Annotated in this window: 12 protein-coding genes; 10 read left to right on the top strand and 2 right to left on the bottom strand. The window is 39.7% G+C overall.

Annotated elements, in window-relative coordinates; genetic code table 11:
- Positions 1-2 precede the first annotated feature (2 nt).
- The 9 genes from rsgA (at position 3) to IPM34_00650 (ending at position 11,561) form a co-directional block, all read left to right on the top strand.
- Complete coding sequence (rsgA, locus tag IPM34_00690) at positions 3-950, top strand: ribosome small subunit-dependent GTPase A (protein MBK8954060.1); 948 nt, start codon at positions 3-5, stop codon at positions 948-950.
- 134 nt (positions 951-1,084) lie between these two features.
- The gene (locus tag IPM34_00685) at positions 1,085-2,671 is read left to right on the top strand and encodes a hypothetical protein (protein MBK8954059.1); all 1,587 of its coding nucleotides are present in this window, start codon (positions 1,085-1,087) and stop codon (positions 2,669-2,671) included.
- A gap of 2 nt (positions 2,672-2,673) precedes the next feature.
- Positions 2,674-3,633 carry a T9SS type A sorting domain-containing protein gene (locus IPM34_00680; protein ID MBK8954058.1) on the top strand — a complete coding sequence of 320 codons (960 nt, stop codon included), beginning with the start codon at positions 2,674-2,676 and terminating at the stop codon, positions 3,631-3,633.
- A 526-nt stretch (positions 3,634-4,159) separates the two neighbouring features.
- Positions 4,160-5,209, top strand: coding sequence for a recombinase RecA (gene recA, locus IPM34_00675; GenBank protein MBK8954057.1), 1,050 nt, complete (start codon positions 4,160-4,162; stop codon positions 5,207-5,209).
- 291 nt (positions 5,210-5,500) lie between these two features.
- A complete protein-coding gene (locus tag IPM34_00670; GenBank protein ID MBK8954056.1) occupies positions 5,501-7,900 on the top strand; it encodes a copper-translocating P-type ATPase in 2,400 nt (799 codons plus the stop codon).
- Between the two features lie 353 nt (positions 7,901-8,253).
- On the top strand, positions 8,254-9,135 hold the full coding sequence (locus IPM34_00665; protein MBK8954055.1) for a hypothetical protein: 882 nt from the start codon (positions 8,254-8,256) through the stop codon (positions 9,133-9,135).
- A 144-nt stretch (positions 9,136-9,279) separates the two neighbouring features.
- The gene (locus IPM34_00660) at positions 9,280-10,326 is read left to right on the top strand and encodes an IS5 family transposase (GenBank protein ID MBK8954054.1); all 1,047 of its coding nucleotides are present in this window, start codon (positions 9,280-9,282) and stop codon (positions 10,324-10,326) included.
- Between the two features lie 152 nt (positions 10,327-10,478).
- On the top strand, positions 10,479-11,174 hold the full coding sequence (locus IPM34_00655) for a class I SAM-dependent methyltransferase (GenBank protein ID MBK8954053.1): 696 nt from the start codon (positions 10,479-10,481) through the stop codon (positions 11,172-11,174).
- A 63-nt stretch (positions 11,175-11,237) separates the two neighbouring features.
- Positions 11,238-11,561, top strand: a complete 324-nt coding sequence (locus IPM34_00650; GenBank protein ID MBK8954052.1) for a cupin domain-containing protein — start codon at positions 11,238-11,240, stop codon at positions 11,559-11,561.
- A 58-nt stretch (positions 11,562-11,619) separates the two neighbouring features.
- Here the strand turns inward: IPM34_00650 and IPM34_00645 are convergent, their stop codons facing one another.
- Both IPM34_00645 and IPM34_00640 read right to left on the bottom strand, forming a co-directional pair.
- Positions 11,620-12,348 (bottom strand): tetratricopeptide repeat protein, encoded by a 729-nt coding sequence (locus IPM34_00645; GenBank protein MBK8954051.1) that lies wholly within the window; start codon positions 12,346-12,348, stop codon positions 11,620-11,622.
- The gene (locus tag IPM34_00640; protein MBK8954050.1) at positions 12,348-12,929 is read right to left on the bottom strand and encodes a sigma-70 family RNA polymerase sigma factor; all 582 of its coding nucleotides are present in this window, start codon (positions 12,927-12,929) and stop codon (positions 12,348-12,350) included. The genes IPM34_00645 and IPM34_00640 overlap by 1 nt, the downstream gene beginning before the upstream one ends.
- A gap of 151 nt (positions 12,930-13,080) precedes the next feature.
- Between IPM34_00640 and IPM34_00635 the strand changes: the two genes are divergently transcribed.
- Positions 13,081-15,585: a CHAT domain-containing protein gene (locus IPM34_00635; GenBank protein MBK8954049.1), complete on the top strand. Its 2,505-nt coding sequence runs from the start codon at positions 13,081-13,083 to the stop codon at positions 15,583-15,585.
- Positions 15,586-15,603: the final 18 nt, after the last annotated feature.

The raw sequence follows: 15,603 nt of genomic DNA, 5'->3' as shown, positions 1-15,603 counted from the left end.
TGCTGAAGGGAAGGGTAATGCGTTCAACGGGGAGCTGGTATGACATTTGGGACGATACGAACAAACGTTCGTTAGCTTGCCGACTCACCGGAAGAATGAAACTCGACAAGGAAAATGTGACCAATCCGGTAGCCGTAGGCGATTTGGTTGAACTTGAACTTGAGAATGAAAAACAGGGAATTATTAAACAGGTACTTCCCCGCAGCAATTACATAGCAAGGCAGTCGCCTAAATCGCGTTTGCATATTCATTTAATTGCCTGCAATATCGATCAGGCTGTTTTGATCACCAGCATTTGTGAACCTCCACTGAAACCCGGATTCATCGATCGTTTTCTATTGACCACAGAACCCCAGAACATTCCTGTGATCATTGTATTCAACAAATGGGATTTGTATGATGTTGCTGAAAAGCAAATTTATGAAGAACAAAAACGCATTTACGGGTCAATTGGGTATGATGTTTTGGCGGTTTCAGCAACTACGGGATTTGGTATCGATGAACTTCGATCGCGATTGCATCAAAAGATCAGTTTGTTTTCCGGGCAATCGGGAGTAGGGAAATCATCAGTGATCAATACATTAGCACCTGGTTTGATTTTAAAAACCAGTGAAGTTTCTTCATGGTCTGGTAAAGGCATGCACACCACTACTTTTGCGCAAATGTTCAGGATTGAAGACGAATCTTTTCTGATCGACATGCCTGGAATAAAAACGCTTGGTTTCAATAATCTGGAGATCATGGATGTTGCACATAATTTCCGGGAATTTTTCAAAGCTTCGGTGGATTGCCGGTTTGGCTCGCAGTGTACACACCGGGACGAACCGGGATGTGCAGTTAAAAGGGAGTTGGAGGAAGGTTCGATAAGTGACATCCGCTACCGGAACTACTTAAACATCCTGGACGAAATTCAGGCACAGAATTACTGGGAACGCAATAAAAAATATTAGGGACCTCATCCCCGTTTAATCAACAAACACCCCCCTGTCAATAAATCATTTCCGGCAAACAATAACTCGCTCTTGCCAGATATCCAGCTTATTCTACCTTGGATTTTATTTCTTAACACCTAAAATAATTTTCTATGAGACACACACTGTACTTCGTTGCCATAATCATATTATGGTGCACACAATTAAACTCGCAACAATATGAATACTATTGTGCTTGGACAGATCTGCAAAATTCAAATGCTAAGGGGTCATCCGATCCATGTTTTGATGTTCAGGAAATTATGGATGAATGCATACCGATCTATTTGCGAATCAATGTTCATTATTTTGTCAATGACGATTGTCAAGGTAAGATCCAGCAGGAAAACTTTGATCAGAACAAAGTTTATGAAAACACAGAACGGATGATCAAAATTTTAAACAACGAGATTAAACATAACCAGAAGCAGCTAAAGGATAGTTCAGGTTCAGCCCCATGCCTGCCATTCAGATTTGTATTAAAGGGAGTTTACACCCATTGTAAGTCCAATGCAGAAGGCGAAGGGAACATTTATAATCTCCATAATGAATTTGGAGTCAATCCTTCCAATGAAATCAATTTTTATATAGCGCATTCACCACAAGGAGCTACCGGAATTGGTTCCAGCTGGTACAATACAGGCTCTGCCTCGCGATTTAATCCCGATATTTGGTGGACCGTTGGAAATTTATATCACGAACTTGGACATATTCTGAGTTTGGGTCACAGTTTTGTTTCGGATGGATGTGATGACACACCGATTATCAAGGCGGATTGGGATAAAAACTGTAACGGAAAAATTGAACCAAGCCAAAATAGAGATTTGAATGAACAAGGTCTTACCTGCTGGGGACAACTATCTGCGAATGTATTTCCCGGGGAACCCGGTTATGCCGATGGCAATAAGAATGGTATTGGAGACTGTGACGAAATGGATCCGTGTTCACCCAGTCCCTGTTGCCTTGCTGAAAACATAGATAATAACGTGATGTCTTATTCCTCTAACAAATCCGCATTGACAACTTGTCAATTGACAAAAATGTTAAACTATATCAATAACAACAGATGCGATTTAATTGAGAAAATCGGCGGATGTCCTCCTGCCAGTGCTTTTATCAATCAGCTTCCTGAAGATCTGGTGAATGATGGAAAATGCGTTGAATGCCTGCAACTTTCGGGCAGCTGGGATGAAACTTCATACCGGTTGCGGATTTATGAGCAGTCTTCCAATTCCATCATATTGGTATATGATTCCGGAATAAAAAATGGCGAAGCAACAATCTTTTGTTTTAAAACCAATGCTCAATACCCGGGAAATTACACTTTGTTAAAACCGCTGACCAATTATGTAGCAGAGCTGACAAGCTTTAATGAATGTTCCGATGATGTGTACAATTATGAGTTTATAACGAATCCACCAAATTGTGGCGTGATTGGTTTTGATGAATTGGAGATTATCAGGAATCCGGTTACCGGAGAATTAATCTTAAAAATAACACACGGAAATGGGGAGTCTGGTGTTCGGATAGAAGCCACCCATCTTGCAACAGGAACGGTTTATGTTTTGGATGAAAATGTAAACATATCATCCGGACAAAATTATTTATATTTGAATGCATTTGGGCTCCCTCAAGGTTCTTATGTACTTGGATTGAAAGGACCGGTTCACGTGTCATATGAAAACTTCTTAAAACTTTAACTATGAAAATTCCAATGAGCATTTTGTTGTGTACAATCGTGTGTATTGCATGGGGCCAAATGGATCCTCTATTTTCGGTAAAACTCGCTTTTGTCGACGCTGCAGGAAACCGCGACACGGTGCAAATAGGATTTGATACTTCTGCCAATGAGTTTTATAATCCAAAATACGGAGAAGTAGATTTACAAAATCCCTTTGATAAAGCATTCGAAGTCAGAGCGGCGCATCATAGCATTCTTACCGGTTCTGTGGCCAAAGGCATTTTAAGTAAAAAAATTATCACATACGCCGAAGAAGTGTTCAGAATACCCGATCCCGGAACTATTTGCCATAATGGTTCTAAAATTTTGTTGTTTATGAAAACGAAAAATTTTCCTGTGACCATGCTATGGGATAGTTTAGATTTTTTAAACACAAGGGAATGTCTTTCCCAGTCGTATGTAACGCCCGATTATAATTCCGAATTGGTTGATCCTTTTTATGTTTGGATAGATTTTCCGGGAAAGCGATTCAGTTGTCTGACATCTTCCAATCATTTCAATATTCATCTGGATCCGGTATATACCCGGGAACATTTTCCGAAAGAGTATACATATCGCATTGTGAAAGAATTTTCACCGGGAAATTTTGATACACTTTATGCCATTGCCATTAATTTTATTCACGATGAGCTGGTTAGTCCCTGTCGGGTATTTGTCGATCAGGAAGATTATTCGGAGAAGGCAAGTGGTTTTCTTGTTTTTCCTAATCCTGCAACAGACGAGATCTCGTTTCAATGTATTCCGGATATGGAATGTGATTGGATTCAAATTCACGACCTGTTGGGCCGCAAGATCAGGAAGATAAACAAAGTAGATAGGGAGAATAGAATTGAAATTCGGGATTTATCTCCGGGATATTATATGCTTGTATCCGGAAAAGGAAATGAATTCCAGGCTGTCGGAAAATTTATGAAATTGTAACAGGTTTTTCTTCAGCAAAATGAAACAGGGTATCAAGATTGAAGATCGATTGCAACAGGGCTTCCGACGAAACAGGTGATTTTTTAAAGCGGAACTTAACCAAAGCAGGATTAAGAATTATAAAAATTTTTTCAAGAAATAGAGGGAATATTTCAAATGCCCAGAAGGAATTGGTTAATTTGGGATTATAATAAAAAACCGCCCCTGGTTGGGAAGGGGCGGTTCATAATCCCTTGAAAAAATCTCATGAATACGTTTCCAAAAAAAGTCGGTTTTCGGTGAACACCGGATTTTGGAATCCAAACTTTAACTCTAATCCCATGAAAATCTTAAACAAGAGTATAACGAAAATTCGGTAAATCCAAGAAAAAAGCCCAAAATTCAGGGTTTTCCCTGAGCATTTTCAGGGTTTACCCCGATGGTTTCCTAGCTTAAAAACACAGAATCCAAAGTTTTAGATACAGGATATTTATACATACGAATTCATTTAATACATTAATTTTGCACTTATATAAATTAATTTAATATGTCTAAAGAAAGAGAAGAAAAGTTAAAAGCCCTGGCACTGACGGTAGACAGGCTTGAGAAAACATATGGGAAGGGGAGCATCATGAAATTGGGCGATAAACCCATGTTGGATTTGGTTGATTCTATTTCCACGGGTTCTCTCGGATTGGATATTGCCCTCGGAATTGGAGGATTACCTCGCGGAAGAGTTGTTGAAATATATGGACCTGAAAGTTCTGGTAAAACTACATTGGCCATCCATGCCATTTCAGAATGTCAGAAAAAAGGAGGCATTGCAGCATTTATCGATGCCGAACATGCTTTTGACCGGAGTTATGCAGAAGCACTGGGTGTAAAAACCGAAGATCTTTTAATCTCCCAGCCCGACAATGGCGAGCAAGCATTGGAAATTGCCGAAAATTTGATACGCTCGGGTGCTATTGACATCATCGTTATCGATTCAGTAGCCGCGCTCGTTCCTAAAAGTGAGATCGAAGGAGAAATGGGCGAATCCAAAATGGGCTTACAGGCAAGGCTCATGAGCCAGGCCCTGCGAAAACTGACGGGAACTATAGGTCGCACAGGCTGTTGCTGTATTTTTATAAACCAGCTGAGAGAAAAGATCGGAGTTATGTTTGGTAACCCTGAAACTACTACAGGAGGAAATGCTTTGAAATTTTATGCCAGCATTCGTCTGGATATCAGAAGAACCAGCAATGCCATAAAAGATAAGGATGGAAACATTGTGGGTAACCGCGTTAAAGTAAAGGTCGTGAAAAATAAACTTGCCCCTCCTTTCAGAGTAGCGGAGTTTGACATTACTTATGGAGAAGGAATTTCAAAGTCAGGCGAAATTGTAGATTTGGGATCTGATTTGAATGTCATCCAGAAAAGCGGTTCCTGGTTTAGCTACGAAGGGACCAAAATTGCACAGGGAAGGGACGCAGCCAAGCAGTTTTTGGAAGACAATCCGGAGCTTTCCACCCAAATCGAAGAAAAAATCAAAGCGAAACTGGCCACAGGCAAATTAGTTAAGGTTGAAGAAGGAGTTGAAGCCGGAGAAGCATAAATTATTTATCTAAAAACACATGCAAATATTAATAAGATTTGTAAATTTGTTGTAAACAAAAAGGACAAAAGCACTTAAGGCGAATTTATAATTGCTTTTTCTCTAATTCCCATATATATATCCGAAATAGCGAGATGAATAAGTAGTCTCGCTATTCTTTTTTAGTGCAATTCAGATTAAGCTTCATTCAGATCCGCAAATAGTTGCAGGGTGATTTCTCTGAACAAGGTTTGGACTCGATTGTTTTATAGAATAATTCTAAAGTTAATTGCATACTTTGCAACATTGGAAATGGATCAAATAGAAATTCAATGGAGTTTTTCAAAGATAAACAATCCCACTCTTGCTTATTTTGAAAACATCTTTAGTGATTATACCGACCATCTGGAATATGAATTGTTCAAAGATGGAATTCATCTCAGATCAGAAAGGCTGCAAGAAATATTGCCGACCATAATTCAAAAATTACAAGATGAAGGATTTGCGATTCCTTGGGTACATAAGCTGTACCGGGTAAAAGGAATGTCGTGTGCAAATTGCGCATTGAATATTGAAAAAATTCTCAAAAAACAAACGGGTGTTGTAAGCGCAGCCGTCAATTTTGCAAATGCTGTTTTGCAATTGAGTTTTCTGGAAAATAAAATAAGTTCAGAAGCGCTGGAAAAAATAATTTCTGAATACTCGTATGCTCTGAAACCCATACCATCCATAAGTACAAACTTTATTAATCAGCAGGACGAATCTGAATTGGTGAATCAACGCAAAATAAAGGCAGTTTGGGCATTGTTGATTTGTATACCTGTTATTTGGCTGGGAATGTTTCATATGCACTGGAAATTTACACCCTGGTGCCTGTGGTTGCTTTCCACTCCTGTTATTTTTTATTGGGGTCGGGATTACTTTTTGAGAGCATGGAGCCTGGCCAGGCACGGAAGTGTCAGTATGGATACTTTGGTTTCTTTAAGTTCTCTTGTTGCCTATTTTACAAGTCTTTTCTATTTATTTTCTGAAGGCCATCAGGAAAATGCTATGGGATTCGTTCCGGTCTATTTTGAATCGGCAGCGGTGGTCATTGCTTTTTTATTGCTTGGAAAATGGCTGGAAGAAAAGACCAAATTTAAAACGGGATCTGCTTTGCGTAAACTGATGGAGCTACATCCACCAAAAGTCATTCGCAAAGGCGAAAATGGAGATTTTTTCGAGATTAAAAGTACATCAGTCATCCCCGGCGATTTATTGGTAGCGCGTCCGGGAGACAGAATAGCAGTAGATGGAATGGTGGAGTCCGGTCAATCAAATGTCGATGAAATTATGATGACTGGAGAATCCGTTCCTGTATTCAAACAAGAGGGCGATTGGCTAACTGCAGGTACTTCCAACCTGGATGGGAGTTTGGAATATCGTGCAAAAAACGTTGGAATGGAAACCCGTTTGGCTCAAATGATTGAATGGGTACAAAAGGCTCAGGCTTCCAAGGCCCATGTACAGCAATTCGCAGATCGCATTGCCGGTATTTTTGTACCGGTCGTGATCGCGATGGCGAGCTTTGCTTTTTTATGTTGGTATTTTTTGGATTCTGAAAATGGATTGCAAAACGGAATTCTGGCATTTGTAACGGTGCTCATAGTCGCTTGTCCGTGTGCCCTGGGTTTGGCTACACCTACGGCTGTGGTTGTGGGTATGGGAAAAGCGGCACAACTCGGAATACTGATCAGGGATGCTAAAAGCCTGGAACAAATTCAAAAAGTCGATACGCTGGTCTTCGACAAGACCGGAACCATTACGCGTGGAAGCGCAAAACTAACGAAAGTTAGTTGGTTGACAGATGGCTTGCATCGCGTGGATATATTGCAGGGTATGGCAGAACGATCTGGACATCCGTTCGCAAAATCCCTGCTTGATGAATTTAATTGGGGCACCAATATTCAACCGGAAGCCTTCACCAACCATTCGGGTTTAGGTATTGCTGCTGTTTTTGAGGGTAAAGAATATTTTTTAGGGAGTCAAAATTTTCTGAAAAAAGAAATTAACAAGCAAGCCGATTTCCTATTTGATTTTGATCGGGAAGCAAGCCAATCTACGGAAAGTCAGATCTATTTTTTTAATCGGGAACAGGTACTGGCTGTTTTCTGTTTGCAGGATGAAATCAAAGAAGGTATACCCGGCTTAATGGATGCATTTAAAAAAGAGAATTTAGCTGTTTGGATGCTAACCGGAGACAAGAAATCTGTGGCGCAAAAAATAGCTGAGGAGGCTGGAATAGATCATTGGAAAGCGGAGTTAAGTCCTATGGATAAACTTGATTTTGTCAAAGCTCAGCAAAAGGCAGGTCACGTGGTTGCTATGATTGGCGATGGAGTCAACGACAGTCCTGCGCTTGCACAGGCCGATGTAGGTATAGCAATGGGTTTGGGAGCCGATATCGCGAAAGAAACAGCAGATCTGGTCCTGATCTCTTCTGATCTTTCAAAAATTCCTCAAGCCTTGAAAATTTCGCGGCGCACCCTTCAGACCATTCGTCAGAATATGTTTTGGGCATTTTTTTATAATTTTCTGGGAATACCGCTTGCTGCAGGATTGTTGTTTCCCTGGTTTGGGATCTGGTTAAATCCGATGATGGCCGGATTGGCTATGGCATTAAGCAGCATCAGTGTGGTTCTAAACAGCTTGAGATTAAAGTTTGCAGACTAAGCTAATTTCATAAATGAGAGCTGAGTAGAATAAGATGTCTCGTGTTTAACCGCAGAGAACGCTAAGTTTTTCGCAAAGAGCGCAAAGAGTTTCTATAAACGAAAAGCTTAATTTTCAAAGAAGGGATATGAAGTTAACCCAAGATTCCCGGCGCCCTCTGCGCCTTCTCATCCTCCTTTGCGGTTGAAAAAATGTACATTTTCATTAAAGAGAGCTGAGTAGAATATGATGTCCCGTGTTTAACCGCAGAGAACGCGGAGTTTTTCGCAAAGAGCGCAGAGAGTTTCTATAAACGAAAAGCTGAATTTTTTTTTACAATTAACTAACTTTGGATTTTAAGAAATCGAGAAAGGATGTCGGCTAGAAAAGAGAAAACTTTTTCTTCGTTTAAATGGATAGACTTTGTAAATCCCGGAAAACCAGAGTTAAAAGAGCTTGCTTCGGAGTTTTTACTGGATATAAACCTCGTGAACGATAGCCTGCAGCACGGGCATTTGCCTAAATTGGAAAAGCTTGAAAAATATACATTTATCATTTTGAGGTCTTTTACGGCATTGGCTGGCGACCGGATTACAAAGCACAGTGAAATCTCCAATAAAATTGCTTTTTTCTTAAAGGAAGATTTATTGATAACCATTCATAGAAAAGAGTTTTCATTTTTAAGTATTGAAAAACCCGACTATCAGCATCCACAGGAACTATTTCTTGATATTGCTTTTGAAATGGTTCATTCATTTGATGCTCCTTTAAAAAATCAGGCTGATCGCATTGACCAGTTTGAAAGGACTTTATTTTTGAAGAAATCTTCACAGATTTCACTGGAAGATTTGTATTTTCAAAAAATCAAGGCCCGCATTGGAAGAAAGTTATTAATACTTACTCAAAACGTACTCAACCAATTTGATATAAAACAATCCTACCAGACCAGACTTCAGGACATCCGCGACAAACTCACGCATTCAATTCTCACTTATGACGAGATCATGGACGATTCGCTCAACCTTTTAAATACTTATTTATCGATTACGACCCAGCGAAGCAATGATGTGATGAAACTACTTACGGTTTTTTCTGCATTTTTTCTTCCGCTTACATTTATTGTAGGTGTGTACGGAATGAATTTTGATAATATGCCTGAATTGAAGTGGCCAAAAGGTTACTTTTTATCCCTGGGTTTGATGGCCACAGTGGTAATTGTCATCTATTTCTGGTTTAAAAGGAGGAAGATATTATAGAAAGTGATATGAATTCCAAAGATTTATTCAGTATCAGTGCAGCAATTTATTCCAGGTACAGACCGCATTATCCCTTGCAGCTTTTTGAATTTAGGGGACTTCTAAATATTCATAAAAATACCTATCTTTTGGGAAAAATTCTATATGGCCAAAATCATTACACCAAAGCAACAACTTGAGCTATTTGAGTGGGATGCGCTTGTTGAAAAACTTCGTTCTTTTGATAAAGATCCATTAGCTAAGCTTAACGATTACATCAGATTTGAATATTTTCGAAAGGAGCTGGAAAAAATTGTTAAAAGAACGGGAGAAGGTCCCGGCAGGCCATCTTATGATGTAGTGATGATGTTCAAGTTATTAATTGTTCAAAGAATATATGATTTAAGTGATGAATCAATGGAATTCCAAATAGCAGACCGGACAAGTTTTAAATTATTTTTAGGAATACGAGGAACGGATCAGATTCCTGACGCAAGAACAATCTGGTCGTTCAAGAATGAATTGAGTTTAAAGAAGGCGGATAAAAGGTTATTCAAAAAACTGGATCAACTATTACACCAGAATAGGGTAATAATAAATAAGGGTAGTATTGTAGATGCTCATATTGTAGAAAGCGAAATTAACCGCAATAGTAAAGAGGATAATGACTTAATAAAGAATGGGCAAATACCACAAGAATGGGAGGACAACCCAAATATTGGAAGACAAAAAGATTCCGATGCCCGCTGGGTAAAGCACCATAATCGCAAAGCCTACGGCTATAAAGATCATGTGAAGATCGATAAAAACACCAAACTGATTACCAACTATGAAATAACCCCTGCGAATGTTTATGATGGTGAAATGACGGATGTATTGATAGAAAAACGGGATAAAGGAAAACGCTTATATGGAGATTCGGCAAGCTGGGATTTCCGAGAACGAATCCGGAAGAAAGGGATGATACCTTGTATAAATCAGAAAGGAAGAAGAAACCGTCCATTAAACGACAGGGAGCAAGACAGAAATACGAACTTATCAAGAACACGTGCACGAGTTGAACATGTATTTGGTTGTATCACCACGATGTTTGGAAAAATGAAATTACGATGCATAGGTAAAGTAAGATCTTCTTTTCAAATTGGACTGACAAACATAACATATAATTTATTCTGGATTATCCAACTAAAAAGAAAAGTAGCATGGGCATAGTGTGCCCGGAACTGAAAAATCACAAATAAATTCACGAAATTGTTGAAAACCGAATCGAAATTGTTGAAAAACCTTGCTTGCAAAAGCTCCATTGTAGCCTTTGAAGTTTAAATGAATATCATTTGAACAAATGAAACGAACTTTTTTAATAAATAGAAGTCCCCTTTATTTATAAGCGCTGTAAACAATTTGAGGCTTGTTGGGATTGTGGAACCGGCAACGGTCAGGTGGCGCAGCAGCTTGCACACAAATTCAAAGAGGTTTATGCAACAGACCTGAGCAAAGAACAACTCAGTTACGCCGCAAAATTGGATAATATTAAATACAAATGTGAAACCGGAGAAGAATGCAGTGCAGCTGATCAAAGTTTTGATCTGGTGACGGTCGCTCAGGCCATTCATTGGTTTGATTTTGAAAAGTTTTATAAACAGGTACTACGCGTCTTAAAGCCGGGAGGAGTTATTGCCATCTGGGTTTATGAAAACATTCGCGTTAATGATGCTATAGATGAGCAAATAGGGTATTTATATCAGGATGTTTTAGGGCCCTATTGGGCTTCTGAACGAAAGTACATAGAAGACAAACTGCAGACCATTCCGTTTCCGTTTGGTGGCCAGCTCAAGGCAGAATTCAGGATGGAAGTTGAATGGAATCACGAACAGTTGTTAGGGTATTTGAATTCCTGGAGTGCATGGGGATCTTATTATCAAATAAATCCGCAAGAAAAAAATAATGAAAATTCTCCAATAGAACGCTTCAAGAGAGCATTACAAAAATATTGGCCGGACGGAGAAAAGAGAACACTTTGGTTTCCGGTGTATTTGAGGATGGGGAATATGGAACATTAAATACAAACATTTGATGGACCTGCTGAATTGCAAATCATTCATTACAAAAAAAACTTCATTAACATGAAAATTTCCGCAAATGAAGCCTTGGCTGCATTGAAAGAGAGCCGGCAATTGTTCCTCGAATTATTAAAAAAAGACTCGTTTTCAGTGGAAATTTACCGACCAATAGATCGGGATCATCAAACACCCCATGACCGGGATGAAATATACATCATCCTGCAGGGAAGTGGGAATTTTGAGCATTCCGGAAAAACGCAAAGCTTCGGGCCGGGTGATTTTTTCTTTGTACCGGCTTATGAAGAACATCGCTTTGTGGATTTTAGTGAAGATTTTTCGACCTGGGTCATTTTTGTGGGGCCGCGATTGGAAAAACGCTTTAAGTGAAAATTAAAATTGCCTGCAGTTGATTAAAGCCACTCTAGGGTGTTCATTTCCAGGTTCATTATTTCAATAATTTCTCCATCAATTCCATTTTATTTTGTCCGGGAAGGTAGCTTCTTGATTTTAGCTGATTGAATAATGAGCGGGCATTTTCCAAATCGTTTTCAAAAAAGGCGATCACGCTGAGCAAGTACAAGGCTTCTGATGCAAAAGGTTCCTCATTTATTGAATAGACTCGCTGAAAATAATCATACGCTTCTTTATAATTCTTTTTCTTTAGTTCCAAATGACCTAAATATCGATTGGCTTGAACATGAAGGCTGTCTTTGGACAAGATTCTGGAGAATAAGTGGTAACTGTTTTGATCTTGTTGCAAATCAAAATAATAGATGGCGGAATCCAGCAGATTACGGAGGTCGGAAGCATTTCTGTTGCTTTGATGGGCAGGAGCTTCATACAAGGCAGCAAATATTTGATCAGGCGGTTCGGGTTCATCCATTTTGTTTTTTTCTTTCATATACCAAATGGATGTTAAGATGGACAATAATAATAAAGCCAGGAGGATATACCACTTTATAGGGGAACCATCTGATGATTTTCTGAGCATTTGCAGTTGATTCCGAGTTTCTATTTCAATCAGTGATTGCGCTAATTTTTGCGCATGAGGAAAATTAGAAATGGCAGTTTGTAAACCTGGATCTTTCGACAAGTATTCTTCAAAACGCCGGAATTCTTCTTCGTTCAAAGTTTGTTTTAAATATTCTTCAATATGTTCGTAAGGATCGTACATCAATTGAGTTCAGACTTTAATTGTGGATTAGATTCAACAAGGAGCAACAATTCTTTGAGGCAGATGCTTTTTTTCTTTCGGGCCATTCCTTCGCTTTGATAGCCCAAGCGCTGGGCAATTTCATCCATGCGATAGCCATTTGCCCAGAACATGAGCACCTCCCTGCAATTTTTACCAATGGAAGATAAAATGCTGTTTAGAGTTTTTGCCCTTTCCCGGTTCATCAAGGATTGTTCGGGTGTAGCTTCATCCTCTAATGGATCGAAATTTTCAAGCGAGGCAGTGGGTATTCGGTTCATTCTTTTTCGGCTTTCGGCATACCAAAGATGTTTGGCAATTCCCATCAAATATGCATTTATGGGGCCCTGGATGGTAAAATCACGATTGGTAAACACCGTTTTAATGAGTTGAACGATCATGTCATCAAAGACCACCTGCACATCCTCTTCCGTGCCGTAATGTCCCTGTATATAGATCCGGATCGATTCAAATAAAGTATGGTCCTGATATAAAACCTTTACCACATGGGCACGTTGACGTTCCGTGCCACGGATACCCTCGATGATTTCTTCAAGACTCACGCTTTACTATATGCAATGTGAAATCAAAAATAGAATAAGTTACCCCAATGACAAAAGTCCGGAGAAAATATTGCACAAACTTCAAATAATTGTTAAATTTGAACCAGATAACCGCAACGTGCCCCCATTTTCCAAATTGGCCCCAATCGTAATGGGTATACTTTTCAGTATGACTTTAAAATCTCAATACACCCCGGCCAATTTCGATGCGCTGTGTGCCCTTCGAGATTCAGGAGCATGGTTAGCATATGTTTCGAAACTCAATAAAATTTGGAAAGGAATCCCCGATTCTGTTTTTGATGACAGGATGCATAAGGAGGCCCTGCATTCTTTGTTTTGGATGGAACAAAGCAAGGCCCCGGATTCCTTAATGAGGAGGGCACATATGTATTTAGGCAATCGTTTCAGAAATTTAAATAAATGGGAACAGGCACTTCAGACTTTTCTTAAAGCACACGCTTATGTCTCTGATAAATTTTGTCTTGACCGCTGGTGTTGGTACGTTGAGAATGAGTTGGGAAATATTTACAACAGGAAAGATGAATTGGATGAATCATTATATTTTCATCAGCTGACTGCCGAAGCCTTGGAACATCAAAATTTTTTTGATAGTTTGACGAGGAACTACACCAACATCGCCAGGTTGTACGCCAGTAAAGGGGATTTGAGCAGATCTAAGCAGTATGCATTGAAAGGATTTAATCTGGCAAAAAAAATCAATCATGGACAAGGAATGTTTGCAAATGCCATGGAATTGGCTTCAAATTACCTCGATGAAGATTCGCTAGGTATGGCAAATCATTTCATTCGTGAAGGGCAGAAAATATTCAAACAGACTACATTAGATAAAGAAAAAGAGAATCATTTCATGCTCTGCACAGTACTGGCAAAGTATAACCATAAAATTAAATTTTGGAAACTGTCTGAGAAATATTTTGAAGAGGCACAAAATTATTTTATTGAAGACAAAGACCGGGATTATATAAAATGCAATATCAGTTGGGCCAGAATGTATCTCGACCAGGGAAATCTGGAGCAATGCAAGAGGCGTTTGGTGGAAGCCATGAATTATTATTGGCCGGAAGTCACAAGTTTGGAATTCCGGCAATTACCCGACACGACATTGGATGACAATACCTATTCAGAGTTGTTTGAAATCAGTTCATCGTATTTTACGAAGCTACATCAACTGGAGCCTTGTGAAGCTTGGTTGGAGCAATCCATACGTTATTGTTATTGGTCTATCTTCGGATACGGGCAAATCAGGAATGAATTATTGTCCGACAACAGCAAACTGACCATCATTTCATACAATAGGAAGTTGGTAGATCGGGCCATTGCGCAATTGGCGGAATGGAAAAAAACAGGTGGAGACCGGCAAACCATCATGGAATATGCGCGATTGTTTTTAGACGCATCTAAAGGGCTGTTACAGCAGGAAAAAGCACAGCGAGCGTGCGCATTTGAAAAACTAACAGATGTTCGAAGGAAAAATTTCAGAGCCTGGCAGGAATATGAAATCAGGCTCAAGCTGAATCGTCGTAATCCAGGTTATGAAGAAGGGTTCGTGTTCAATGAATTGGTGAAATGCAACCGGGTTAAGCAACATTATTTAGGAAGTCGATCAAACTGTGAAATTCAAATTGTTCAGCCGGAGCATTATTTGGAGTATCACACCGACCGGAATAAAGTATATGTTTTTGCCTCTTTGAACGGCAGCCTCTATTTTGAATCACTGGGGCCTTATGCTACTTTGGATAGTTTGCTCAGGCAATGGTTTTCTTGTTGCAGGGAACCCAACAACACAGAATACCAGACGGTGCTTAGGGAATTGTTTCTCTATCTTATGCCAAAAGAAGTCCGGTCAATTCCAAAAAATATCAAAATCATTGCTGATGCGGAAATTCAATTGATTCCCTTTGACGCCTTGTTGCAACCTGCTGGACGTTACCTGATGGAAGACTGTATCTTGGATTATGCATTCAGCTACCGGGAAGCAGTATTACCGAAGAAGAAAACCGCCAATGATGCGATTTACGTCATACATCCCCAGTATCCAATACCTCCCGATCCTGCACATCTCGTAGAAAATTTATTAGCCAGTCGTGGTAACGCTTATGCCTTGAGCTATACACAAGAAGAAGTAAGTGGACTTCAGCAATTGTATCGGAACGGAGTCATCGTTGACACAAGTTCGGATATTAACACATTGCTAAATGGTATGCGCAAAGCGACGAAGATCCATTATTCCGGCCATGCAAAGGCAGAAGGCCCGGAAGCTTATTTAGTGCTACCCGGAGCGAACAATCGCCTGGAATTGGAATTGTTGAGTGGTTATTACCAACCCTGGGACATGGTGGTCTTAAGTGCCTGCGAAACGGGTTTGGGGGAATGGGAATACGGAGAAGGATTGCGCAGTCTTGGAAAAACATTTCGCGAAGCCGGAGCCGCATCGGTAATCATGTCTTTGTGGGCAGTCAACGATAAGTCTACCGCCGCGGTCATGATTCGCTTTTACCAGAACCTGAAAGCCGGTTTATCAATTTCTGCTGCTCTCAACGAAGCTAAAGTACATTATTGGAAGCAAGCTGGATTTGAAAAAAAACATCCCTATTACTGGGCTGGGTTTGTGGGGTATGGGGAAGATTATTATTAATGGATAAATCATATTGGA

Source organism: Saprospiraceae bacterium, from assembly GCA_016716185.1.
Taxonomy (GTDB): Bacteria; Bacteroidota; Bacteroidia; order Chitinophagales; family Saprospiraceae; genus Vicinibacter.
This window is presented reverse-complemented; position numbering and strand designations above follow the sequence as displayed.